The sequence below is a fragment of the Stutzerimonas kirkiae genome (assembly GCF_004327335.1).
In the GTDB taxonomy this organism is placed as follows: domain Bacteria; phylum Pseudomonadota; class Gammaproteobacteria; order Pseudomonadales; family Pseudomonadaceae; genus Stutzerimonas; species Stutzerimonas kirkiae.
The window spans coordinates 143,736-170,076 of the sequence record NZ_QJUO01000002.1 but is presented as its reverse complement, the minus strand read 5'-3'; the positions used below and the strand labels follow the sequence as shown (position 1 = coordinate 170,076).

The window sequence follows — 26,341 nt, the reverse complement described above, 5'->3', positions numbered from 1 at the left end:
GGTGGTTCTCCTCGAAACGAGAAAAGCCAGCCCTGCAGCGCGAACTGCGGTGCTGGCCAAGGGGGAGGGAGTTGGGAAGTCAGTTGATCAGGAAGCGGCGTGAGCCGGGTTTCAGCAGCGGGTACTTCGCCTGGAGATAGGGCTTGTCCTTGAGCAGGCGCGCCACATCGAGGGTTACGCTGTCCTTGGCTTTCTTCCAGGTGATGCTGCCGCTGGAGAACGCCGCACGAGTGGCATCGCCCATGGCCTGCTGCAGGCGCTGCTTGAGTTCGGCTTCGCGATTTTCTTTCCCGGCAATCGACTGGCGTACCGCCTTCAATTCCAGGAAAGCTGCTGCCAGGCCAGCATTACCGCTGAGGTCTAGCGTCTGGCCGTTGTCCTCGGGATAGAGGCATCGCAGGGCGAGCTCGGCCGAGGCGCTGCCGTCGGCGGGTGGCGGTGTATCCGTTTCCACGTAATGCCAGAAACGCCGTTCGAGCTCGATCAGGCGGGCGATCATCTGCTCGTCCCGCTCGATACGATGGATCTCCAGAGTCTGGCCGCCGAGCAGCACCGCCACATCCGCCGCCTGCTTGCCGGTGACAGCGAGCTGGTGCATCACCTGCAACTGCACATACTCGGGCACACCCTCTTTCCAAAGGCGTGCCCCGTTCAAGCCGGCTGTCTTGCATTCGAGGATCTGTACGTCCTCGGCACCGATCACCTCGCGGTCGATATTGGCCAGCATCCAGGGCAGTTCCGGGTTGGGATGCTGCAGCACGGCGTTGATGCGACGCACCTTGTTGCCGGTGCGCTTGCTGTAGTGCCAGGCCACGATGGGTTCCAGCACGTTGCCCCAGTACATCGGGCTTTGCTCGTCATGCGGGTCGGCCTTCGGCAGCCTGGCGTCGCGGCCGGTTTTTTCCAGCCACAGCTCCAGTTGCGATTTATAGGGATTCAGGCCGACTGCGGCCGAGGCGTCAGAACTGCCGATGCCTTGCTTGCGCACGGCCAGCCAGTCTTCGCGGGGCAGTTCCTTGGTACTGATCAGGCGCAGCGCCGGGCGAGTCTTGCCGGTACTGCTCAACGGAGTCGCTTTCATCGTGTTCACCATGCGGAAATAGAAACGCCCGATCAGCGACGAGGCTGATCGGGCGTTATGGGGTGAGGAGGGTAGAGGTCAGGCGACCAATTGCAGAGCGGTGTCCAAGGCGCGTTGCTTGATCTGCGCGCCCTGGCCGAACCAGGCCGAGTCCAGGCGATATTCGGTGCTGCGTGCACGCCGCTCGTGGTCGACGAACTCGGTCACGGCATTGAGCAGTCCCCAGGCAGTACCACGAGCCGACTCCAGGTTCGAGCCACGCCCCCGACCTTCGTACAGCTCCTGCACCTTGCGCACGGCGCGTTCGTTCGGCAGCACTTCCGGCAGGGCGCCGGTCGGCGAGGTTTCGCACAACACATTCATGAAGAAGCCCAGGGCCTCATGCCACTGCACCTTGCGTTCGGCCAACGCGCGCATGCGATACATGAAGTCGTCCCATTGCGAGACGGCGATGCCGAGCTGTTTCTTCACCACCTTGGAGTCGAAGCGGGTGTTGTGCGGCACCTTGATCGCGCGAGTAGTGCCGTCCAGGGCGACGGTCAGTGTGTTGTTGCACACCACGCGTACCGTGGTTGGCGTTGCCGTGGTGGCCAGGGTGCCGTCGCAGGACGTGGCCAGCAGCAGGTAGCCGTTGACCTGATCGTTACCCTTGAGCGCAGCACCTTGGCCGGTACGCGCCAGCGCCCAGAACTTACGGCCGCCCTTGAGCACGCCAGCTGTTTCTAGCTCGTAGCCGGAGACCTCGGTGAGGTCGCGGTAGAACTCCAGCACCTCTCGCGGTTGCACGGTGTGATAGCGCTGGGAAACCACCGACAGCGGTGCTTTGGTGTCCGAGCGGAAGAGCACCTTTTGCTCGGGGAAGGAATGAATAGCGCCCAGGTGGCCTACAGCATCGGACTTGAAGTGAACGGGGCTTTCCAGGATTTGCCAGTCCATGCCTGCTTCACGCTGCCAGACTTCGATAGGTTGCTTGCGTGGCAGATTGTTGCCCAGGCCATGCCAAGGAGTTTGGCCGACATAAGCCATTTGTTCGATTTGATGAGCCATGGTGAGTTTCCTTTGAGCCATAGCCGGCATAAAGCGCTGCGCGGGAGCGCAGCACCAACCGGGAGTAGTGGGGGAATGGAGGAGGGAGAGTCTGATCAGGCCGGCAGGTTGAAGCGGTGCCCGCAGATCAGGCACAGGTTGTTGGCCAGCACGTGACGATCCAGCTTGTCGCCGAGCTGGGCACCAAGGGCACAGCCACCGGCACCGCCAACGAGGCCTCCGAGAATGGCGCCTGATACGGATCCGAGCGTGATGCCCAGCGGGCCAGCAACAGCACCAATTACTGCACCAGCCTGACCGCCGGCCAGGGCAGCGCTGGCTCCACGAGCGGCACCACCTACAGCACCGACCGCGGCGGCGATCTTCATTGCATGATGGAGTGAAGCGACTTTGGGGGAGTGACAGCGGGGGCACTGCAATGACATGGTTTGAGACTCCATGGTGGGGATGTCATTGCAGTGATGTATGACTGAGAATTTTTTGAATTGAATGGCTCGTCACCAATATTTTGCTGCGGCCGTCAGAGGGCGACTCAAATGAGCGTCTTTGCACGATTTACGCGCTGGCTGAACAAGGCGACCACAATGTGCTAAATAGAGCGGCCCTCTCCCTCAGCCTCTGAGCATTGGTTGTCGCACAAGGAAGCGAAGTTTGAGCGATACGTACAGCTACTACGAGCAGAATGCCGAGCAGTTTTTTGCTGATACTGTCGACGTGGATATGAGTGCGCTGTATGCACGTTTTCTTGAGTCGATACCTGCCGGCGGCTACATCCTGGATGCTGGTTGCGGTTCCGGGCGTGACGCTAAGGCATTTGCCACGGGTGGTTATCGTGTTGCGGCCTTCGATGCCTCGCCAGCCTTGGCGGAGCTCGCTAGTAAGCACCTTGGCCAGCCCGTGCCGGTACGGAGATTTGCCGAGGTCACTGAACTCAACTTGTACGATGGCGTATGGGCCTGCGCCAGCTTGTTGCATGTGCCTCATGCCCAGATGCCCGATGTGCTCACCCGCTTGTGGCAGGCATTGAAACCTGGCGGGGTCTTCTACTGCAGCTTCAAGGTGGGTGAGGGGGAGCGTGAGCACCAGGGCCGTCGCTTTACCGACGCGGTTGAAGCACAGATGGAGCTCTGGCTGGCACCTTTGGCTGATGTGGCCAATGTTAGTTATTGGCACACAGCTGATCAGCGTCCAGGCCGTAGTGATGCCTGGTTGAACGTTTTGGTTTGGCGCCAACCGGCGCCCTTGGCTCGCCTGGTCACTGGTGGCCAGCTGAACCACTTCCTGCCGCACCTGTGTGCTGCGATCAATACTGCCAGCGAAATCGATATGGCGGTGGCCTTCATCAAGAGCACGGGATTGCGCTTGTTGCTGCCCGATCTGCTCGCGCGGCTGAAGCCGAGCGAGGAGGCAGCACCGAGCGTTCGGGTACGTATCGTCACCAGCGATTACCTTGACGTCACCGACCCTGAAGCGTTGCGTAGTCTGATGTTGCTGCAAGAGGAGGGGGCTCAGGTGCGCGTCTACGAAAGCGCCGGCAGCAGTTTCCACATGAAGGCCTACCTGTTCGCCGCTCAGACGGAAGGGCAACTGTGTGGGCAGGCGTTTATCGGATCGAGCAACATCAGCCGGCAGGCGTTGCGCGATGGCTTGGAATGGAACTACCGCATCGACTATCCCGGCGATGATGGATTTCTTGAGACACGCAGTCGCTTCGAAGAGCTGTTCGCCCATCCACGCTGCAAACCATTGAGTCATGACTGGATAGACAGCTACGAGACACGGCGCCAACCGCCTCCGGTTTCCATCGCGCCGGGCAGTCTGGAGATGGAACCACCACCGACGCCGACGAGTATTCAGGAGGAAGCGTTGCGAGCTCTGGCTCAGAGCCGCGAGAGCGGCTATCGGCGCGGCTTGGTAGTGCTGGCGACCGGGCTCGGTAAGACCTGGTTAGCCGCTTTCGATGCCAAACAGGCTGGTGCTCGACGAGTTTTATTCGTGGCTCATCGAGAGGAAATTTTGCACCAGGCGGCTGAGACCTTTGTGCGTATTCGGACGGGGCTGCGGGTTGGCTTCTATATGGGGCAGCAGCGTGACAGTCAGGTCGACGTGCTTTGCGCTTCGGTGCAGACACTCGGACGTATCGAACATCTGGAGCGTTTTTCGCCAAAGCACTTCGATTACATCGTCATTGACGAATTCCACCATGCCGCTGCTCCCACCTATCACCGCTTACTCAATTACTTTCTGCCGTCGTTCCTGCTAGGCCTGACGGCGACGCCGGATCGCACCGACTGCTCCAACATCCTCTCGCTGTGCGACGACAATCTGGTGTTCGAGACCAACCTATTCCGTGGTATCGAAAGCAAACTGCTGGCACCTTTCCACTACTACGGTATCTTCGACGACAGCGTGGATTACCAGTCGATTCCTTGGCGCAATGGCCGTTTCGATCCTAAGCAACTGGCTAATAAGCTCGCTACTCTGGGGCGGGCACGCCATGTGTTGAAGACCTGGCGCGCGCATGCCCAAAGCCGGACGCTGGCGTTCTGCGTTTCGATCCGCCATGCCGAATTCATGGCTGAATTCTTCCGCAAGCAAGGCGTCGAAGCCGCCGCCGTGTATGCCGGTTCGACTCTATCGCGGGGTGAAGCTCTGGAACAACTGAGCGATGGTCGACTGCCGTTGATCTTCTCGGTCGACCTGTTCAGCGAAGGCGTCGATCTACCTGCCATCGATACGGTGATGATGCTGCGGCCGACAGAGTCGAAGATTCTCTTCCTACAGCAATTGGGTCGGGGCCTGCGCAAGGCTGAGGGCAAGGACAAACTGGTGGTGCTCGATTTTATTGGCAACCACCAGAGCTTCCTACACAAGCCGCAGGCGTTGATGGGCAATAGCATGAACCATAGGCAACTGGCCGCGTTTGCCCACGCCGCTGCAGAACAGCGCTTGGAATTGCCTGAGGGATGCTTCGTCAACTACGACCTGCAGCTGCTCGACTTCCTCAAATCGCTTGATAGCGACGGTGTACAGAGCCACTACCGGGCATTGTGGGAGGGGCTGAGTCGGCGGCCAACACTGAGCGAGTTCTACCGCTCCGGTGCCAGCTTGCAACAGATGCGTAGGCAATTCGGCGGCTGGTTCTCTCTGTTGGAGCAAATGGACGATTTGTCTGAGGCGCAACGTGATCTGGTCAAAACACATAGGCCCTTCCTGCGCGAGCTGGAAACCACCGCTATGACCAAGAGCTTCAAGATGATTCTGCTGGAGGCCTTCCAGGAGCTGGATGGCTGGCGTACGGCGCCCAGTGAAGCTGTCTTGGCCGAGCGTTCTTGGCAGCTTTTGCAACGGCGTAGACCGCTACTTGCCGATCTGCCAGAGGAGCAGGCGCGGTTGGTCGACGGCAGCGCACCGGCCTGGTTGCGCTACTGGCAGAACAATCCGATCAATGCCTGGATCGGTGGCAACCGGAAGAACAGCGGCAAGCGCTTTTTCGCCGTGGAGCAAGGGCGTTTTGTCCCGAGTTTTCAGATATCTGCAGCAGAGCGGGAGAGCTTTTCGGAGTTAGTGCAGGAGTTGGTGGACTTTCGATTGGCCTCCTACGAAGCGCGTAAGGCGATTACGGCAGCCCCGGTGGTCACCCTACCTGTCACCGTACGCGGTGGTACCGAATTGCCCTTCTTCCCCAACCTGAAAATCGCCTGCGGCCATTTTAAGACCGGCACGGTAGACAGTGTGAAGTACCGCCTGGTTGGGGAGGGCTATGGTCGCCTCGATAGCTCACGACACTTTATTGCTCGGGCCTCCGGTAACTCCATGAATGGCGGCAAACAGCCGATCCGCGATGGTGATTACCTGTTGCTCGAGCAGATCAACCCCAAAAGCGCGGGCTCGATCACAGGCACCACCATGGCTATTGAGCGCCAGGACGCCGCTGGCGACAATCAGTACCTGTTAAGGATGATTCTCAAGGCGGGAGACGGCAGCTACCTCCTGCGTGCTAACAATCCTGACTACGCTGATATTGCCGTTACCGAAGAGCTACGCGAGCAGTTACACACCTTCGCCCGTCTCAAGGCGGTGTTGGATCCGCTGGAAATGGCAATCGGTGAGCGTTTCCAGCGTGAGGAGATTCCGGCGCTATTTGGCGTTGAGTTCAACCCCGGTAACTGGAACGTCGGCCACGTCGTGTTGACCGAGCAGCGTGCCCATGTGTTGCTGGTGACCCTGAACAAACAAGGTAGGATCGAGGAGCATCGCTACCTAGACCATTGGCTCGACGAGCAGAACTTTCACTGGCAGAGCCAGAACGCGACCACACCGAGCAGCAAGCGGGGAAAAGAAATCATTGAGCACGAAAAACTCGGCATCGGAATTCACTTGTTCGTACGGGAGAACAAAGTCGAAAACGGCAAGGCTGCGGCGTTTACCTATTACGGGAAGGTGAGGTACCGCAGCCATAGCGGCAGTGGGCCGATGAGTGTTTTGTTCAGTTTGGTATAGATATGTTCAGACACTACTCTCCAAGCGTTGGTATGAAAAACGGATGATAGCAAGCATCGCGTTGCTCACTGAGCTCTCGCATTAGCTCTGTCACTTCCCGAAGTAGTTCGCCTATGTGGGCAGATGCCGGCCAGGCCCTAATGGTGAGGATTGATACCGGTTTTGAGCGGCGTAGCCTCTGCCAGGCCAGACAGCACAGCAAAAGGAACAGTGGGGACGATGTATAATAATCCACCAAATTTTCCATACAAACCTAAATCTAGAGCAATCCAGCCAGCTCAAACAAGCTACGTTATTAACGCGGACAGCCTGCTTTAATGCACCAGCTGATGTTTATCTGTAGCTGGTGGCCGACACGAGTATTCACAAGGACAATGAATGAAGCAGATAAGCTTTAAGATTTCATACCATAATGGTGATGCCCAAGATGGGCGGCTTGATATGTATGATGCATCCGTTTCACTACAGGGCTTTGCAAAAGCCCTGTCCATTACGACACATGCTTTGTTGAATGACGGAGAAATAAGGAAAAAAGGAAACTCAATAAATGGCGCAAAGCTTTATATCAACCCATCGCGTAAAGGTAGCTTTGAAGAGCTTATAACTCTAGCCGTAGAAAATTCTTATGCAGTTGCGATAGGGACAAGTGTGATTGCAAATGTTTTCTATGATCTTGTAAAGTGGACGTGGTCTAAAACTCTCGATCAAGAATACAAACCAGAAACAGCGCAAGTCAAGAAGCTTGAAGAGCGTGTCGAACCATTCATTGGTGAAATGGAAGAAGCTCTAGAAATTCCATTGGAGCAAGCTCATCGACCAATTAAAAAATTTGATAACATGGTCATTGTTATTAAACGAAGCCGTATCGGCGAAATTGTAAGATTGGACTCAGAAACCCTGAAAAGTGTTTCGATTCAAACCGAACAAAATGTTATTAGAGATATTTCAGGCAATGTGACTCGCTACAACATACTTTCTGGGATTGGCAGGTTTTACGACGATAATCTAAAGAGAACGGTCTCCTTCAAACTTGATGAAAATGCGAGTTCCTCTCAGCGTCGCCGAATAACGTGGTCACTTCATCATGCTCAAGAGCCTGGTCAAGGAAAAATTCGCCTAGATGTGAAGCGTGTTGTTTCTGCAAAAGGTATAACTAGGCGCTATCTGGTTCAGAATGTATCCAGAGCCTAAGGGTTGTGGCTGAAGAGTTCGCCCCGCTCACCGGGCGGCGCACGACAGAACGTGCGCCGCCGGAGAATTCAAAGGTTAGGTAATGAGACACTTCTATGCTCCTCGACTTCCTGGGGGCGCGACCGGTGGCTATGGGGAGACTCTAGTCTGCCACTATCAGTAGGCCTTTGTTTATTAGCTATTGGCCACACTAACATCTAAACTAAGCCACGCTGTAAAGTGGCGTTGGCTTGAGTGACGGGTTAAATCTCATGCTGTTACACTTCGAAGGAGCTGTAATTCGGGTGACCTCTTGCCCGGTTGCGCTTTCCAATGATGGTGGCATCAATACGTTTTTGGAGGTATGCGACAAGCTCGTCGAACTGTTCTTCGTCTAGCAGCTTCCATGACGCGCCGAAGGTTCTTTTGAGCGCGATGTGGATCGCAGCATATTTGAAGTCAGATTTGCCGCTCCAGTCGGCCTTCTGGTACTCCTGATATCGGTCAATGAGGTGCTGGCAGTAGGCGACCTTAGCCCGGGCTGCTCCGATTGACCCAGCTGGGGGCGCTACAGAGAGTTTTGCGCGTGTGTTTTTTATTGTGATCGACCTGGCCTGGATCGCGCCAGGACTCTGGATTGCCACATTGCCGTGGTTCCCTATCACAGTGATCTGCGTGTAGTTGGCAAGAAGCTGCTGGGCAACTCGGGCCCCAGTGGGGGAGATTTCGGCGAAGCCCTGTTCCTCGTGTTCCTGCTTGATCCTCAGGAGCATGGCCGTGGTGTACTTCCGAGTCTCGGTGTCGATGATCTTGTGATGGCGTCCGCACATTAGAACGAGGTTCGCGGCGGAGTTACGCTCCTCCAGTGTCTGGTTCTTACTGTAACGAGGGCCGCGTGGACTGAGTGCACGGATGTGGCAAATCTCCGCGGTTACCGTGCCTGTATCTTCTACGACAGGCGCAAAGCAGTCAGGGAAGGCGCAGCGATTACGCGAGCGTGCGAACAATGTTTTCACAGTGGCAAGCGAAGGGGCGTTCATCATAATGTCCTAAGTTTAGTTGAGTGATGGGTTTGGTCTGCCCCAGTAAGCGGAACGAGGTATTTGAGCGCATTTTTATGTGAATAGAGGGCGATCTATTAGTAGTTGATAGGTATCATGTAGTTTTTCAAGAAAGTCTTCGGCTAGTCCTGGCAGGCCGCTAACATAAGTATCTCTGCTGACAATTTCAAATAAACTGTAATTGGGTAGGCTTCCAATACGCCCCATCGACACGGGTTTGAACGGCCTGCTGCTGGTTATTCTTGTGTTGAGGTTTTTGTCTTCAATGATGTTATATTGATCAGCTGTTATATCTATTGCCATTTCCTGAAGCTCAAGCCAGTAGTGAGATATTGTATCATTTCCATGGAGGTCGGTGGCCACTCCACTCACGCCATAAATGGTTATGGCTGGCCACTTTCTTAAAATGTGGTAAGTAAATATCAAGGAGGATAGTTTGCAATTCATAACCGGAAAATCCTCCGTAATTAATGGGTTTTTTCCTTTGTCGCATGACTCCAGTGCGTGCCTGATTTTTTCTGCTTCATCTGCTACTTCATTTATTCCTGGCGCGATCATAACTCTATACACACATAACGATTAAGCTATAAGGGGCTTTAGCTTGTCCAAACGAACGATTTGAGGCTGTCAGGAGCCCATGTCTTTACTGGGGGGCAATGGAACCATCCGCGACTCCGCTAATGGCTACGGCAAGGCTCGGTCTCCCACGAGTGGTGCAATGGTGTGATCCTAATCAATAGTCTACACTGACGCTATAGGTCTCTACAGCCTAGATGCGGCCGTGTCAGCTCATAGTTAGACGCATAAAGTCGGCAGAAATACCCACACTTAAAACGCTTATCCAGTTGCGATTCATATGGGTATACGTAGTGGGCTACTCGATCTACTGAAAAATCCTGCTTCTGCTTTCTTGGGCATTTGTTCACGAATGCAGTCGCAAGCTAGGCCGCCCTGCTTTCAAATCCACGTGTTGGGCATTGTAGGCAAGCGATTGATAGAAGAATTTACCTCTCACGGAATTGCCTTGCTTATGTCGCCCTGGTCGTGAAACGTGCTCTGTGAGTAACAGAGTGCTTGCGAGGCGCTGGCCATTCTGACAATGCAGCGAGGCGAAGCCTTTTGTTGGGGGCATGCTCATGCTGGCTACCCTGCGATAAGTATCGCTTCAAGGAACTGCGAGCGATCAAGTAACCGTTCAAGTAAGCGACCAAGTAGCGCGCTCATTAGCAAGCTGGGCCCCCAAGAGTGGGAAGCGGTTGTGTTTTTCCTGCTCGGATAGCGGGTTGAGATGGAATACCGTATCCGCTCCATAAACCCCGTCTTCCTTTGGCGAGTTGCCGTGACCAGGATGCGATCGTCGGCGGGCAGTTTCACGGCAGCAGGGCTTCGAAGTCTTCGATGCTATTGGTCAACGGCAGGTGTTCGAGGATATAGCGCAGCCAGGCATAGGGCTCCTGCCCATTGGCTTTCGCGGTTTCGATCAGGCTGTAGATCTGCGCGCTGGCAATGGCACCCTTGGGCGTGTCGCTGAACAGCCAGTTCTTGTGGCCGATCACGAAGAGGCGGATGGCGTTCTCGGCACGGTTGTTGTGTGTGCCTTGCAAGGCACGATTGATCCGTCGGTGAAAGTCCGACCCGGCCAACTCGCGCTCCGGCCGGAAGTACAAGGAGCGGAGCTGGAGGTAACGAAGGGGCTGAAGCACTTTTTGAAAAGGTTTCGATAGGAAGCCAGCGGGCCATGCGGGCCGCAACGCGGGTGAACACTGAGCAGCCCTCGAAATGCTGTCGTAGATGCTGGCTCGCCATAATGAGAAGGCCCATAGGCAGAATCTGGATCCGGCTCGTCGTGGCTAGGCACGCTGAGTGCCTGGGGTTCAGCCTTGACTTTACGAATGGGGGGCGATGCGTGATGATAGCCTTTTGATGACAAACCATTGGATGCATCATGGAAGGATTCTGGACAGGTGCCGTGAAGTATGGCGGCATCACCACTGTAGCGGGATTTGTCGGCTACACGGTTTACCCACAGATCATTGCCTCTCCCTACCTGAAAAACCTCACGCACACTGAGCTGTTCGCCCTTCTGAGCCTTATCGTAATCGTGGTTTTCGGCCTTTGTTTGGCCTTGGTCAATGCCGCTGTTAAACGTAATCCCGAGAACAACACAATAAACATCAAAGGCTCCACCGTGCATGGCAATATCCAAGCCGGTAACAATACAGTCCGCGAAAAAAATGAATAAAGCGAATGTGTGGGGTTCCCAGATACACGGGGGGCTCAGGGTGGGTGACGATACCCACTACATTATCAATCTTCCCCCGCCTGATCCTGCCGCCATCACACGTGCTTTGACCAAGCTTCAGGAGCTCAGTGAGAACGACGAAGACTTTCAGTGGTTCGTCGAGCGTCTGGACTTTTTCACCAATCAGAAAACCCAGGCGTCTGTGATCGGCCTTGAGCAAAAGCTCATGAATGGTGGTAGAGACGACCTCCTTGAGATTGCGATCGAGCGAAAAGATGCCTTCGCGAAGCGCCTAATGAAATCGCAGCTCAATCGTAGACGCCAAGGCATCTTCCTCTACATATTGCAGAAAATCAGCTTTGCCTTCGAGGAATTGGTTCGTCCACTTATCAAACAAGGTGCGCCGAACGAAGTGATCGATGGTGTGATACTGAACGGGATTGTTGACACGATCTATCGCGAGGTCATGGCCGAAGACCTGACTATTGATCAATACACAATCTCCGGCATGCTGTATTTCTTGACCGGAAAGTGTCATTTGATCTGGGAGAGGCAGAAATGCTGATGTATCACCCGGCCTTTGACGCCAATCATTGCCTCTACAGGATTGTATCGATTCTTCATGCCACTACTGGCACACAAATCAACTGGCAGTTATTGCGTATGCTGGATTTCTATTACTTGTTCCCTAGCCAGCTTAAAAATATTAAGCCTTGGCCTAGGGAGATTGGGAAGTTGAAAATACAGGTGATGAAAATCCCTGATCAGTTCGAAGACCTTAGCAATCCGGCGCGTACATTTTTTGAGTTAGAGACCTTCCAGAAAACCGCGGTGCTGGAATTGATCGCCAAAGGCGTTCTCTCCAAGTCCTCCTTTGACAAAGGAATCATGGCGCTAGAGCCTGACACCCTGCCCACTGCCTATAAAGCCCTTTTGGACGGCGATGATTTCCTGAAGAGTGATGCGTTTGAGGTGATCACCAAGGCTTTACCGAGCACAAAATTTAATGGATCAAACGGTCTTAAATTTCGCTCCGGCCTGATGGAGTACATTTATGATCTCTAGGCCATCTACGTTCTTTGTCAATCGCTTCATCATTTCCAAAGGTGGCAAAGCGGTATACGACGAGATCTTCCACAAAGGCGTCAATATAATTCGAGGCGCCAATAGCGTAGGCAAGTCCACGATTATGGACTTTCTATTCAATTGTCTTGGCGGAGATATTGCGGAAGATCGATGGAACGAGGAGGCTCAGACATGTGACGCGGTCTTTGCTGAGATCGAATTGAACGGTCATATTTTGACAATCCATCGTTCGGTACAGCCAGGCAAGAAGCCACCCATGAGTTTCTTCGACGGCAGTTATGAGCAGCTCCGGGTTGCCAATTCCGCGGCGGTTTGGCAGAACTATGGCATTAATCGTACCGATGAAAAGCTTAGTTTCTCCCAGCAGCTCTTTGAGCTCTTGTGCTGGCCTCACAGTCAGACCGACGATTTTGCGAGCCTCACGATTCACCAGATTCTACGCCTGATTTATGTTGACCAGGGGACTGCGGTTAACAAGATTCTGCGAGCCGAACACTCAACGTTTGACAAACCCAGCATGCGCCAAGCGATCGGGGATTTCCTGCTCGGTCTAGACGACCTTGGCATCTATGCGCTCAAGCAGCAGTTGTCAAAAGCTGAGTCCGAGTTCGCGAAGATTGATGGTCAGCTGGACTCCATCTACAAATACATATCCCCCTCCGAAGGTGTATTGCGCGAAGCGTCGCTCAACAGTGTCATTGAGAACGCTAGCCTAGAGCTTAAGGAGCTGCTTGCTCAGCGAGACATGCTCCTGGCTCAACCTGACGAATCAGCGTCGGACACTGCCCTCAAAGCCAAAGCTGAACAGTCTAGCCGGGAGATCGCTGATCTCACGAAAGAGATCGACATCCGGACGAGCAAGCAAGCCGAAATAGTCAATGAGATTGTCGAGTCCGAGTTGTTCATCGCAGCGATTGAGTCGAGGATCAAGGCACTCAAGGAGTCTCGTGCTGCCTACGATTTCTTCGGAGAAGTCAGGTTCAAATTCTGTCCAAGCTGTTTGTCCGCACTGTCAGATTCGGGCAAAGAGCAATGTCACCTCTGCAAAACCGAGTTGGACAATAACTCCAGAGAAGCTTCCTATCTTGCTGCATTGAATGAGCTGGCGTTTCAGAAGAAAGAAAGTACGAAAGTTCTGATAGAGCTGCGTACCAAACTGAGCGAGCATGCTCACTACTTAAGCTCAAAGCAGCGCGCACTCCAAACGGTCAAATCTAATCACATTACGGCTCTTAGGATGAGCTCCGATTACGTTTTCAAGCTCAACGAGTTGTCGGCTAAGATCGGCAGCATTGAGGAACGCATAAAAAACTATGATACGAAGACCAAGCTGGTAGCGGCTGTAGAGGGGCTCATTAAGAAAAAGCAGAGTCTCAATGCCACCATTCTGGAGCTGGATGAGCAGATTAAGGCCAGCAAAGCACAAAACAGCTCTCGCCGTGAGTCCATCGAATGCAACTTGTCTGATAAGACTGTGGAGCTTCTCAAGCAAGACGGCGGTTTTGAACCTGCGTTCAATGTCGCACAATCCGTCATGTTCGATTTTGGCAAAGACTTCATGCTGGTAGACGGACGCTCGAAATTCTCTGCCAGCTCCGAAACAATCCTCAAGAATAGTTTCCACCTAGCGATTCTGCTGGAATCACTGGAGGATGAGAGCATGCGTTATCCAAGGCTGTTCTTGCTCGATAACACTGAGGACAAGGGGATGGGGCCCGATCGCAGTCAGAATTTCCAGAGAGTACTTGTAGAGGCGCTCGCTAAGCATGACAAAAAGACTTACCAAGTCATAATGACCACCTCGATGGTCGATCCCGATCTTGATGAGTCTAATCTCTGTGTCGGGCCGCATTATAAGAAAGGCATGCATACATTGAATATCTAGGTGGCATTTTGATTGGGTATTTGCCAACTCTGGGTCTCTGATTAGAAGCGTTTGTTGGTGATGGATAGCTGGTTCGGAGCGGCTTTGGTCAAGCTCAGATCGTCAGGAGGCATCCGGGGTATTTAGTTTGTGGAGGTAGGTATAGTGACGCTGGTTCCGCATACGTTTAAAGTGCTCATGGCGGTCGCCATGAGTAAAGGTGTATAGATCGGTTGCAATGGCAAGGATAGTCGTGCCGCTGTGGCGTGTTGAGGGGGAGTCCTGAAGTGGTGGTTTGCAGGCACGTACGAACCGACTCAAACCAAACAGTCCTTCAGGAATATGAGGACGGTTCATTTTGATGCTACGATCCGGAGTGGATCGGAGGGCGATTTTGAATTCAGAAAGGCTAAAGTATTACGAGTTCTTCGCTGGTGTTGGTATGGCGAGGACTGGACTTGGCGACTCTTGGCAATGCTTGTTCGCTAATGACAGTGATCAGCTTAAGAGGCAGTCATATTTGAATAATTGGGTTGGAGAGGTCTTCGATCCTCGCGACGTTGCAGAGGTCGAGACTACCGACCTTGATGGAATGGCCGATCTCGCCTGGGCGTCCTTCCCGTGCCAGGATCTATCGCAGGCCGGCTCGAAGGCTGGCATCGGAGAGGCTGATGACGTCTCAGTGACGCGTTCTGGCGCAGTGTGGCCGTTCCTTCGGATCATCCGTGGCCTTGCGAAAGAGGGTCGACATCCGGTTCTGCTTGCACTTGAGAATGTGGTCGGTCTTCTTAGTGCGAATGGTGGAAATGACTTCCGATCACTTTGCGGTGCTCTGAGCGAGATTGGTTATCGATTTGGTGCGATTGTGGCAGATGCATCACATTTCGTACCTCAATCTCGTCCCCGAGTGTTCATTGTAGCTGTTCGGCGCGAAGTGACGATACCAACGGCAGTTCAGTCCGACCTGCCGCAAGCACATTGGCATCCTAAAAGTTTGCTGCGTGCTTACGCCGGGCTTTCGGTCGAGGATGCGGCAGGGTGGATTTGGTGGTCTCCGGGTACTCCGCCTCCAAAGAGGAACTTCGAGCTTGAAGACATCATCGATCTGAGTGATGAGGCTGATTGGAACGCCGACGAGGCTACCCAGCGCCTCATTAGCATGATGAGTGCGTCCCACCTCAACCGATTGGCGGCGGCCAAGGCAGAGGCTCGACCTATGATTGGTAGTCTTTATCTACGGATGCGACCGGGTGGTGGGGGGCGTAATGTACAGCGTGCCGAGATCGCTTTTGGAGCCACGCTGGGGTGTCTTCGCACGCCGAAAGGAGGAGCCTCTCGGCCGCGCATTATAGTTGTCGAAAATGGTCGCGTCCGTACGCGCCTCCTTTCAGTGGCAGAGGCTGCGCTCTTGATGGGGCTCGATGAGGATTTTGTCCTTCCGGAAACCTATCAGGACTGTTTTCGCCTGATCGGCGATGGCGTTGTGCCGGCAATCGTGCGGTTTCTTGCGGATAGGCTGTTGGAGCCGTTGGCGAATCATGCGAAGGTTCTCGCGTCCGCAACATTAGATCGGAAAGAGTTGGCGTGATCGAGGGAGATCAACTATCGCCAGTGCTCCCCACTACGTTGCACGATTGGGAGTTGATACTCACTCGGGCTCTATTACATGCTGATAGCGGAGATAGTGATGCCATCCGCTCGTTTGAGGTTACTCCCGAGACGCTTGCAATGCACTGTGGGCTTGATATGGAGTATGCCGAGGCTGCGGAGGCTGCATTCAAGAAGGCGCTCCGAGCCGACCCCGATCTGATTCGGTGCCTTCAGTATGGTCGACTCAAAGCTCCAACTAATGAGCAGCCAAACTGCTTAGCAATGCTTGCGTTCAGTTTATTGGTAGATAGTCTGCTCGATGGCGTTTACGAGGAGAAAGGGCAATATCGCGCCAAGCTTGCCGAATGGTTGAGCATTGATCGATCCTTCACGAACTTGCACGGTATAGCGATGATGTGGAAACAGCTCGCCGCCTGGCTGGAGAGTCGCATCGCCGCAGGCGCGCCGTTCCGACGACTTATCCTGCCGGTGATACCGGCGAGCTGGACTCATATCGGTTACACCAGATTCCTGTCTTTTCCTACCAAACGTGATATTCGCTTGCTGTCCAAGCAGATCGATCGCGGGACCAGCACTAGTATCGATCCCGTATCGTTAGTGTGGCAGCTCGACCCGGTAATGCGAGCTTCGAGCACTTCGCACGGACTGAAGGTTGCCTTCGAAGATTTCAAGATAGCGCTCAGATCGGGCGCGGCATCCGTTGATCACCGGTTCTGGCGCTTGGTGCTGAGAGCGAGCACGCTGGCGGGGCTCGCGCCACCGAAAGCTGGAAGCCTCGTGATGGATTTCGATGAGGATGGTATCCGTCATTATCGGGTTGGGCAGCTGCTGGAAGGAAATAACGCGTTCAACTGGCTAGGCAGCGCAGTCGCATCACCAGGGGTAGCTGATAGTTTGAATCTCGGACCGTCCATCAGGCGCGGCATCCTGTTTTTCCGCTCTAGCGGGCTGGCGAGCTGGGCTGCCGCTGGCGAACCTAGCCCTGGGGTTGGCCCTTTTCACCTAGCGATTTCCAGCCGGCACATCGGCTCTGTTAGGGGCGTGTGTACCGAATTCGCACCCTCCGGAAGTTGGTTCATTACTGCATGCCCAATTCCCGGTCTAATTGTCGAAAATGTCCTAACCCAACTCGGCATCACAAACGCCAAACAGACAGTGCGAGTGATCGGCCTTGTGGATGGTGTGCGCGTTGGTAATTGCTGGCTCGGTCAGCCTAGATACCTTCCACATCTTGAAGGAGCTTCTGGCGAAGTCGTAATTGAGTCAGTGGACGGTGGTTCGTCTGAGAGGTTGGCTTGGATAAACGGTGAGCTTAGGGCAGATGATGCTGTGGATGGGCAGTTCTCGATTTCTGACGCTGCTGCGCATTGGACCCGCCGCGCATCGTTTGTGGCACTGGCCGATGTCCATACCACTTTAAGCGCTTCGGCCTACTCTCTGCCAGCACAGGCGGAGTGGATGGAAACAACGAGTCGAAGGTGTGAGTGTTCCCATGTCTTGGCGGGGAAGTGGGACGATACTCCCTACGCGAACCAGGACATGATCGAAGCTCTCTACGCTTCGTCGCGGTCAGGTATATCTGAAGGCGATCTGATATCGATCATAGACCGAGCTGTAGGCTCCTTTGGGTGGCAGACTCTCCGCTTGCTCCAAGAGGCCTCATTTTTCGATGCCCGCCCGCTCGCCCGCTGGAGAGGGCGGATCTTTACGCTTGGGCAGCCCAGACTCGTGAAAATTCGAATGGGTGGCAGCACGGCGCTTTTGGTCTCTGGCGCAGTCCCCGCAAGGCTTGAGGCTGATTTCCGCACAGCGGTAACTTTGCAGGGCGGCATAGCCTTTCGCAGGCTGTCAAAAGAGAGTTCTGCTCTACCGCTGATCGGAGCATTTGGAGTGGTGCCCGAGATATTGTCGCGAGCCCTTGGTTGGCCGGTGGTGGATGCTCCTTTTCAGCCGGATGGCACAGTCGTCAGTCGACTGATTGAAACCAAAGTGAGTGGCGAGGGCTATCAGGTCTCTTCCCATTGGGATTGGTCTGTCGGTCGCTTTCGTAGCGGAGTAGGCATTGATGAGTCATGTATCGATACATCGGTGACACTTGTAAGACTCGTCCATCCTGGATTGCGAGACCATGACATCTATCGAGTTCAGGGACATAAGAGCATTAGGTCATTCCACTCGCGTCATGCAGCCATTCTCGATGCATACCTGCAGGCCGAACGGCCGTTATTTAGATTTGACCAGGATCATTTAGTCCGGCTCGCATCTGAGGGCGCACTGCCATTGGAGATATCAGCGGCACTCCGCGTACGGACGCTCTTCAACGCTGCTTGTACAGGCCGCAGTTGGAGATATGAGGTGGCCAAGCAAGATGCAGTATGGTTGGCCGGCCTTTTGCCAGGCCTCATTGACGGTATCCGAGATGAGTCGGTGATGGATGTTGCTACATCGTGTCGTCGTGGGCGAGGCTACCGGCGTCCTATTTGGTCTGATGGAGGACTTGTGGAGTGACAGTGGATGTTAAAGCGGAGCGCAGCGCATTTGCGGTAGCCGACTTAAAGCGATTCGTGGGTCATTTTGTCCGTTGGCAGGGACCGTATGGCTCCATCGCCGTTGTTGGCCAATTGAACCAAGATGGTTTGGAAGCAATTGCTAACTCGAAGCGACTGTTTCCACGTGATGGTCTGGTCGAGATACAAGGGGTGAACCAGCACGGCGACTTTCATCCAGGCGATTGGGTCGAGTTCGATGTAGTCAAAAACACACGATACAGGGCGCCTGCCTATAAGGCGCTTCATTTGAAGCGACTACCGCGCTTCGTGGTTTTACCGGAGTCAACCTTGTCGATGTACCGTGATCTGCTTACCCGCGAGGGCTGGTCGGGGGACGCGAGACCAGGGTTCTGGGCATTTCATCTAGCTGGTGACACGGTGATTGTTGTCGAGTTGGAAGCTGGTAAGGACGGTCGGCTTCGAGTTTCGCGTACTTCTGCCCGAGAGGTGAAACGCTACCACTATGCTCACGAGCGCGTCATACATGTTAATAGCGGAGTGAGATCTGACGAAGTCTTCATCGCTTCAATCGACAGCGAGATGGCCTCATTGGATTGGTCGGATGATGTTGACCACATAGCTCGTGTTGTCAATTCACTAGCAGGTATGAACGACCCTAAAGTCTCGGAGATCATCCGCTGGCTCGAGCTTCATCAGGAAGTGATCACAGACCGGGTATCCGCAGCCTCGGATGGCAGGGAACCTGTGATTGACACGCTCCGTTCAGCGGCTCTCGCAAACCGTCTACGAGCCGACTATAAGCTCATGGAGGTGTATCTCACGGCAGTGCTCCACGACGAAGCCGTACGCGATGTCGTGGCCGCTTATGTGAGGGAGGGGCACGGGGCTGAACGGGCCAAGCTTCGCTCCGAGCTCTCTGTGGAAATCGCCTCTGAAAAGGCGCGGAGACTCGCCCAGCTGTTGGCTGAACTGGAGGTGGAGCGTACAGAGGGTATATCTCGTATCGAACAGGAGCTTGAAAAGTACGAGGCAGCCGGTCTTTCTGAATGTGACGTAAGGCTAAAGGATACTGAGCGCGCCGTTTCCAGCCGAATCCAGGCGCTCGAAGCTAGTGTCAGTGAGCGCAGCGACCAGCTAGAGCGCCAGATTGCTGAGCAGGTGCAGACGCTGATGGATATTAAGGCGGAGGTCGCAGGTGTTGAGGTGGAGCGGGAGGAGCTTCGGGCCGAAGCGGAAAATGCTCAAACACAGCTTACCGATGTGAAGGGGGAGGTGGATCGCTTACTTGCTATCGCCGAGCAGCTTGGCCCTACGATGATCAGCGCCCCGCAGCCTGCAGTAAGTAATATTGGCATCGGGAGGACGTTTCCGAACCTTCCGAAGGTTGGCACAGCTGTCAAGGGGCAGCTAATCACACGCCAGGTTATGCTCTCGGATAAGGGCAGGGAGCTTCTGCAGAGCCTGGCCGTTATGCTCCTCTCAGGAGAGCTGCCTATTCTCGTCGGCGGGGACGCGACGGATCTATTGCGCGTCGCCGAGTCGATCATCTGCCCTGGACGGTTTGTTTCGATTGAAGCAGACCCGACGCTTATCTCTCTCGACGACCTCTGGGCCAGGCCGGGGTCGGGCGTCCCTACTCTGCTGGCGGCAGCCGCTGAGGCCGCTAAGGATGGTGGGGCGATCTTGGTTGTTATCCGGGGTGTTGAGCGGTCGGGCGCGCGCTTTTGGATGCCGGCCTTGTCGGAAGTGCTTCGGAGTGGGGGGTTGCCACGCGGACTATTTGTTTGTTGTACGATCCATGAGCCCGAGCACGACGAGCTGCGCGTTCTCCGGGGAAGCGTCCCATGGCTCGAGATAACGAACGTCTTCTCGCCTGGAGCGGCGTTGGCTGGATTGTCTCTCCTCGTGCCTCCCCGGATTGAGTTGGAGATGCTGGATCCAGGGGAAATGCCCATGGATTTATCTGAAGCTAGTTCGCTCGTGCTGGAGCTCGGTGAAAACTTGAGCCTGGATATTGCTATGCGCAGCGCGCGCATGTTCGCGGAAGCAGTCACATTACTCGGTGACACGGAGTTGGCGCAGCGTATCGTCCTCAAAGTTGCGAGGCAGCTGGTCATGAATTCCAACTAATAAGGAAATTCGGAGGGAATCGATGCTTGATCCAATTGGTGGCTTCAACCGCATCAGGGACTTCTTCATCTCGTATGTGGAAACAAACTTTCGCATTGCGGATAGGAAAATTGCGGCAGAGCGACGTCGCCTCCTCGAGACGACTAACGTATTCGCTACCGCGGCATTCGTGGAGCCGGTACTGCGTTATAGGGCGCACGAGCTGCGTATCGATCAGATGGTCGGGGTTGTGGATGGCCCGCTTGCGAAGCTGCCGTACGATGCACAGGTGGCGTTCGCTGAACTGGTGCTTTCCGGCCTGTTCGAAGGTGATGATACCGTCGGTGAACTGACGCGCGTCGGCCGCTACGCGCCCTATAAGCATCAGGTCGAGATGCTCCAACGGGGTATTCAGCCGGGGCATCCGGGCATTGTCACATCGGGAACCGGCTCAGGTAAAACCGAGAGCTTCATGTTGCCAATCATGGCTGCATTGTCGCGTGAGGCTGTCAGCTGGTCGAAGCCGGATGCCGGATATCTCGAGATGCCCTGGTGGGCGTCACCGAGGGGGAAGTGGAGCCCGCAGCGTGACGGAGAGAACCGTCCGGCAGCAGTGCGTGCTCTTGTGTTGTATCCCATGAACGCTCTCGTCGAGGATCAAATGGTTCGTCTCCGGCGTACGCTAGATTCGGACGAGGCAAGAGCGGTAATGGATCGCCGGTTCGAAGGGAATCGAGTGTTCTTTGGACAGTACACGTCATCCACGCCGGTGACGGGATACGAAGATCACCCTCGTATCGCGAATAGCGAGGTGGAGAAGAAGCGGAGGCAGCGCCGGCAGCGAGAGCTTCGTTCGGCAATGAGGAAGGTCAACCAGGATCAGAACGACGCGCGCATTTATGATGCCAGGGCGCGGAAGAGCGCAGACGAACTGGGAGCGTCTCCTCCTGAAATGACCCGCTTTATTTTCCCGTCGTTAGATGGCGGTGAAATGCTTTCGCGCTGGGATATGCAGGAGACGCCACCAGACGTTCTTGTTACTAACGCATCGATGCTTGGCGCGATGTTGTCGCGTGAAGTTGAGGGGCCAATCTTCGAGAAGACCCGGACATGGCTCCGCGACAATGAGGATGCTTACTTCTACCTCGTCTTTGACGAGCTCCACCTCATTCGTGGCTCTGCCGGCACGGAGGTGGCCTTCCTAATCAAGTCCCTCATTCAACGATTGGGGCTGGATGATCCAGCTCATCGGCATAAGCTGCGTGTCCTCGCCTCGTCGGCATCGTTGCCGATGGATGGCGAGCCCGGCGTTCAATCTCGGCGATATCTGCGTGATCTTTTCGCACCATTCGGCACAAGCGCTAAGGCCGGAGACACCGGCTCAGAAAATGAGGAGTTTTGGACTGACTGCGTTGTAAAAGGCGAGGCCGATATCCCATCTTGGGGCGGCGGGATTATTGCGTCTGAACCGTTCCTCAGGTTAATGGAAGCTGCACGCACTAACGATAAAGACTTCATCGCGAAGATTGTGAGGAGCGATGCCTTAGAGAAAGCGATCGATACTGTTGCCAACGCGCTCAACGTCACCGTATCCGGTGATGCCCGCGTCGTTGAGATCGCGGAGATCGCAGCGGCTGTTCTCACTAGCGCATGTAGAGTAGGTGAGGGGGTTCGGGCCGCCAGCATTGAAGATCTCGGCAAGCGGCTGTTTGGTGGCATAACGAATGCTAATGTCGCTGTCCAAGGACTAATGCTCGCACGTGCTCTGCCAGAAAGTGGGCAATGGAGTGGGCGTGTTTCTCAGGGGACGCCGTCTTTCAGGGTTCACGCGTTCGTGCGTAATGTGGAAGGGTTGTTTGGTGCGCCCTCCAATGTGGCTGGAAAAGTAACATTTACAGATCTAAGTGTTGAGCGTGGTCTGTCCCATGGCCAGCCCGAACCGGGCGAAGCTCGTGGTCGAAGGCTATTTGAGATGCTTTATTGCGAGGCGTGTGGCGACCTGCTGCTCGGCGGCCAACGTGGTAAGCGCGTTGGAACCAGCTCATTGACCGAGTTGTTGCCTTCAACTGCTGAGCTGGAAAATCTACCGGAGCGCGCCGCTTCGGAATACTACGATCGTATGTCGTTTGAGCAGTTCGCCGTGTTTTGGCCGAGCCAGCTTACCCCACAGCCGGATGCCCGCGGCTGGGATGAATGGGAGCCAGCTCATCTCGATCCAGAATCTGGCGTCGTGAGTCTGGGGGAGGAGGTGCCTGGCGGGCGAATCGGCGGAAGGCTCTATCACCAGTCTACGACTGCGTCGCAAAACGGGCATCGCACCGCTCAGCCGTTCTGCTGCCCGAACTGCGGCACCGATTACTCGAATAGACCGCCCAGCTCGCGTTCGCGGTCGCCAATCCGTGCATTCCGAACCGGTGTTAGCAAGGCATCACAGCTGGTGGCGACAGAGCTATTCGAGCTGCTTCATGCGGTGGGGGCAGAGGCTAAGAGCATAGTCTTCTCGGATAGTCGGCAGGACGCGGCTAATCAATCGCTCGAGATCGAGCGTCTCCATCTTCGCGATTTGCGCCGTGAGATTTTAGTGACCGTTGCTCGAGATTACCTTCAATGCGCCGCGGTAGCAAAAGTTGATCCGAAGTCAGCTATGGCTGAAGCGCAGAAGCTGCTGGACGCGGGTGACATGGAGGGTTTCCAAAAGGCTGTCGCTGCGATCAGCGCACAGGCGCAAGACACTCAGATCTCTGTAGAGTCCCGAAAAGTACAAATCAGCAGGCTATTCCACTATAAGGACACTACCGGCGGTGTCGGTGCGTTGATCTCCGAATACGTGAATCTCGGCATCCATCCTTTCGATGAGGTTGGTCGCAAGCCCTACGATAAGCGCCCTTGGTTCCAGGCTTTCCAGAAGTCAGGTGAACTAATCAGCTATGCATCTTGGCTTGACGATACTCAGCAAAAAGAGCTGGGCGTGTTCATTGAGCAGGAGCTGATGGAACTCGTCGACGACGTTATTTTCGCCAATACCTTCTTTGCGCTAGAAGAAACCGGACTCGCCTATCCATCGATCAGTCGCGAATCTGGCCCTGACATCGATCAACTAGACGCTTGGCTCCGTGTTTTCTCGAGCGCTACTCGTGTCCAGGAGAACAAGTTCTTTGATCGTAACCGAACCACCGAGTGGGATCAGGCAAGCAAGGTTAGGCCTTCAAGCCGTGTTTGGAAGTTTGCCGATGCTCTAAATGGAGATACAAATAACCAGCTTCAGAGAGTTCTCGATGCGTTTGGCAAGTATGGCCATGTGAACGGCATCATCCGTGTGGGGCGTGTGTTTCTTCGGGTTTCCGAGCCGGGTGATCCGTTTTGGCGGTGCAGTTATTGCGAGCGCATCCACCTCCATCGGGGAGTAGGCAACTGTACTCGTTGTTACAAGCCGCTGCCGTCTGAGAGGAGTGGCAAGGTAGAGGAGCTCTGGGAGACCAATTTCCTCGGGCGGCGCATCGTCCGAGGTCAGAATGACGGCGTTGCCCGTTTCCGTCTTAGGTGCGAGGAGTTGACTGGGCAGACCGATGACTTCTCAGAGCGTTTGCGTAAGTTCAAGAACATTTTCGTTGACGATTTCGGCGAGGTGGCGAGGCTAGCGCGCGAGATTGACATGCTGTCAGTCACGACAACGATGGAGGTTGGGATCGACATTGGATCACTCCAGACGGTCTACCAGGCGAACATGCCTCCTCAACGCTTCAACTATCAGCAGCGTGTTGGTCGGGCTGGTCGCCGCGGTCAGGCATTTTCCTTCGTCATCACCTTCTGTCGTGGGCGAAGTCATGACGCATATTACTTCGCCCATCCCGCTGCTATTACCGGGGATCCACCGCCACCGCCGTTCCTGGCAACAGGCCACGATCCGATTCCTCGCCGTCTTCTGACGAAGGTTTGGCTTCGCGCGGCGTTTCAGAAAGTGCGCGACGACTTCGTTAATGAAGGGGGGGAGTATCCCGGCGATCTGCTCGTCCCTCCGGACGTCCATGGCGAATATGTGCCAACGGATGACTATTACGATGATAGTGAAGGTTGTAACTGGCAGATGCGGTTGAAGGACGCTCTTCAGGCAACTATCGCGCAACGTGATGCTTACATCGACGCAGCCTGCATTGATCCAGTTCAGCGAGAGCGCCTCCGTGCGGAGTCCACTGTGGAGAGGCTGATAGAGGAGATCGGTGGTCAGAAGAAGGACAAGCCGGTCAATCGACAGGGACTTGCTCAGTTCTTGGCAGAACGCGGGTTGCTGCCGATGTATGGCATGCCTACTCGGGTACGGCAGCTCTACCTCGGAGTGCGTGCGGAAACTGACGACACTAATCCTGATTATTCATGGTCGACCATGGATCGGGATATTGATACTGCCGTTTTCGAGTTTGCGCCTGGTGCGGTACTGACGAAGGATAAGCAGCGCCATCGTGTGATCGGCTTCAGTGGCACGCTTTCAGCTCCGGAAAGACGCGGGAAGGATGTGGTGATTGAAAGCCTATCGAGTTGGGCTGAATCTCAGCACCAGGTAGCTCTCTGCCAGGCCTGTGGATCTGCCCGATATAGCCTTCTTCGGCCGCAATGTGCTCAACAATGCGAAGACTGCGGCGGCGATATAGAGCCTAACGAGTTCAACGATTACATAACTCCGGCTGCATTCCGAACCGATTTCAAAGCAGCTGAAACCGACCTCGATACTGTGGGGCGGATGGCGGTGAGAACGGTCGCTACGGTGCTGCATTTAGGGGGGTGGAAGGATGCTGGATCGCTTCGGGTGCGTCGCGGTGCTGGCGTGACGATTATGCAGCTTAACGATGGGGTTGATGATGATACTGGGCAGCCAAGTAGATTCTCCGTGTGCGAGGCTGAAGATAGTCGCGTCCGGATCCCCCGAGCTGCATCAACGACTCTTGCGGATGATCAGGCAATCGTACTTGACGAGATATCTGGCTCGAGCAGCCGATGGGTGGTGAAGCCCAACACGCTGCGTACTTTCGGCCTCATCGCCAAGAAAGAGACTGACGCACTTTATCTCGAACTCCTCGATTTTGATCCCAGGCTGACTCTAGATAACGTTGCTAGAAAAGGTAATTTCAGTCATCTACCCACGCGCTCAGCCGCGATCAGCGCAACGCAGATTCTTGTGCAGAAAGCAGCTTTGGATCTTGACGTTTCTCCCGATGAATTCGAAGCGCTCGAACCTCGACTGCGTGAAGGCAATCCGATGCTGCAAATAGCCGATTCTCTAATCAACGGTTCAGGTCTTTGTCGCCGTCTCGGCGAAGATCGTAGCGATGGCATTCCGCACATCGTGTATCTCATCCAGGAGATGCTCACGGATCGCGCGATTTGGCCATTGATTGAGTTCCTAAGTGTTGATGGGGATGGCAATCATGCTGCGCGATGCCAGACGTCGTGCTACCGGTGTATCCAACGATACGGAAACCGCTCCTATCACGGACTTCTTGATTGGCGGCTCGGGCTCACCTACCTACGAGCACTGGTAACACCGGGCTACACTGCGGGGCTGGATGCGAAGGATCAGATGTTCCCGGAGACAATTGGTTGGAGTCAGCGCGCCCTTGCACTTGCAGAGGCCGTTGCGGGGATGCGCCCAGACTCGCTTTTGGTCGAAGTCCATGGCCCTTCGAATCTGCCTGTGCTTCGTGAAAAGCATAAAGGAGGCGATACCTTCCTGATCGTTCACCCGCTCTGGCGCGTCGATGGTGATTTCGGCAAAAGGTTGAGTGGCGGGGCTGAGGTGAAGTTTCTCGATACCTTTAACCTCGAACGGCGACCATTACGGGCTTTAGAGCTGGCGAAGATCGGCCAGGTACTGCGCTAGGGAAAGAAAATATTAGGGCGTCAGTTGTGAAGATAAGCATGGTAGTTAGTATGGCCGGCATTGCCGCTGTATGACATGCCTTGCCAGTCTGTTGACGTCCCCGTAGTTGACGGATCAATTCAGCTGCGCGATTAGGTTTCAGAGCTCGTGAGGGGCTCAGGCAATCACTCGATTTGACCCATTGA

At 54.8% G+C, this 26,341-nt stretch carries 15 protein-coding genes and 1 pseudogene; 10 read left to right on the top strand and 6 right to left on the bottom strand.

The genetic code is table 11. From position 1 onward, the window contains the following. Window positions 1-79 precede the first annotated feature (79 nt). From DNJ95_RS02320 to DNJ95_RS02310, 3 genes are all read right to left on the bottom strand, one after another. Window positions 80-1,081, bottom strand: coding sequence for a YqaJ viral recombinase family nuclease (locus DNJ95_RS02320; protein WP_131183106.1), 1,002 nt, complete (start codon window positions 1,079-1,081; stop codon window positions 80-82). A gap of 78 nt (window positions 1,082-1,159) precedes the next feature. Continuing rightward, the gene (locus DNJ95_RS02315) at window positions 1,160-2,128 is read right to left on the bottom strand and encodes a DUF932 domain-containing protein (RefSeq protein WP_131183105.1); all 969 of its coding nucleotides are present in this window, start codon (window positions 2,126-2,128) and stop codon (window positions 1,160-1,162) included. A gap of 95 nt (window positions 2,129-2,223) precedes the next feature. Beyond that, a complete protein-coding gene (locus DNJ95_RS02310; RefSeq protein WP_242671855.1) occupies window positions 2,224-2,496 on the bottom strand; it encodes a hypothetical protein in 273 nt (90 codons plus the stop codon). Window positions 2,497-2,779: 283 nt separating this feature from the next. Between DNJ95_RS02310 and DNJ95_RS02305 the strand changes: the two genes are divergently transcribed. Continuing rightward, window positions 2,780-6,631: a DUF3427 domain-containing protein gene (locus DNJ95_RS02305; protein WP_131183103.1), complete on the top strand. Its 3,852-nt coding sequence runs from the start codon at window positions 2,780-2,782 to the stop codon at window positions 6,629-6,631. 378 nt (window positions 6,632-7,009) lie between these two features. Then, entirely contained in the window at window positions 7,010-7,822 is an 813-nt protein-coding gene (locus DNJ95_RS02300) for a DUF7946 domain-containing protein (protein WP_131183102.1), read from the top strand. Between the two features lie 257 nt (window positions 7,823-8,079). On the opposite strand, the gene DNJ95_RS02295 is transcribed toward DNJ95_RS02300, so the two are convergent. From DNJ95_RS02295 to DNJ95_RS02285, 3 genes and pseudogenes are all read right to left on the bottom strand, one after another. Beyond that, complete coding sequence (locus DNJ95_RS02295; RefSeq protein WP_131183101.1) at window positions 8,080-8,841, bottom strand: HNH endonuclease signature motif containing protein; 762 nt, start codon at window positions 8,839-8,841, stop codon at window positions 8,080-8,082. Window positions 8,842-8,916: 75 nt separating this feature from the next. Beyond that, window positions 8,917-9,420 (bottom strand): hypothetical protein, encoded by a 504-nt coding sequence (locus DNJ95_RS02290; protein ID WP_131183100.1) that lies wholly within the window; start codon window positions 9,418-9,420, stop codon window positions 8,917-8,919. 812 nt (window positions 9,421-10,232) lie between these two features. Further along, window positions 10,233-10,451 (bottom strand): annotated as a pseudogene (locus DNJ95_RS02285) (transposase domain-containing protein); the annotation flags it as partial. Window positions 10,452-10,807: 356 nt separating this feature from the next. Between DNJ95_RS02285 and DNJ95_RS02280 the strand changes: the two are divergent. From DNJ95_RS02280 to DNJ95_RS02245, 8 genes are all read left to right on the top strand, one after another. Then, on the top strand, window positions 10,808-11,104 hold the full coding sequence (locus DNJ95_RS02280; protein ID WP_131183099.1) for a hypothetical protein: 297 nt from the start codon (window positions 10,808-10,810) through the stop codon (window positions 11,102-11,104). 40 nt (window positions 11,105-11,144) lie between these two features. After that, window positions 11,145-11,669: an ABC-three component system protein gene (locus tag DNJ95_RS02275; RefSeq protein ID WP_242671854.1), complete on the top strand. Its 525-nt coding sequence runs from the start codon at window positions 11,145-11,147 to the stop codon at window positions 11,667-11,669. Next, window positions 11,663-12,169, top strand: a complete 507-nt coding sequence (locus DNJ95_RS02270) for an ABC-three component system middle component 5 (RefSeq protein ID WP_131183097.1) — start codon at window positions 11,663-11,665, stop codon at window positions 12,167-12,169. The genes DNJ95_RS02275 and DNJ95_RS02270 overlap by 7 nt, the downstream gene beginning before the upstream one ends. Further along, window positions 12,159-14,075 carry an AAA family ATPase gene (locus DNJ95_RS02265; RefSeq protein ID WP_131183096.1) on the top strand — a complete coding sequence of 639 codons (1,917 nt, stop codon included), beginning with the start codon at window positions 12,159-12,161 and terminating at the stop codon, window positions 14,073-14,075. Before DNJ95_RS02270 ends, DNJ95_RS02265 begins: the two co-directional genes overlap by 11 nt. A 373-nt stretch (window positions 14,076-14,448) precedes the next feature. Then, window positions 14,449-15,642 (top strand): DNA cytosine methyltransferase, encoded by a 1,194-nt coding sequence (locus tag DNJ95_RS02260; RefSeq protein ID WP_242671853.1) that lies wholly within the window; start codon window positions 14,449-14,451, stop codon window positions 15,640-15,642. Next, window positions 15,639-18,173 carry a hypothetical protein gene (locus DNJ95_RS02255; RefSeq protein ID WP_131183095.1) on the top strand — a complete coding sequence of 845 codons (2,535 nt, stop codon included), beginning with the start codon at window positions 15,639-15,641 and terminating at the stop codon, window positions 18,171-18,173. The genes DNJ95_RS02260 and DNJ95_RS02255 overlap by 4 nt, the downstream gene beginning before the upstream one ends. Continuing rightward, a complete protein-coding gene (locus DNJ95_RS02250; protein WP_131183094.1) occupies window positions 18,170-20,305 on the top strand; it encodes a hypothetical protein in 2,136 nt (711 codons plus the stop codon). The genes DNJ95_RS02255 and DNJ95_RS02250 overlap by 4 nt, the downstream gene beginning before the upstream one ends. Window positions 20,306-20,327: 22 nt before the next feature. Then, the gene (locus DNJ95_RS02245) at window positions 20,328-26,156 is read left to right on the top strand and encodes a DEAD/DEAH box helicase (protein WP_131183093.1); all 5,829 of its coding nucleotides are present in this window, start codon (window positions 20,328-20,330) and stop codon (window positions 26,154-26,156) included. The last annotated feature ends 185 nt before the right edge of the window (window positions 26,157-26,341 follow it).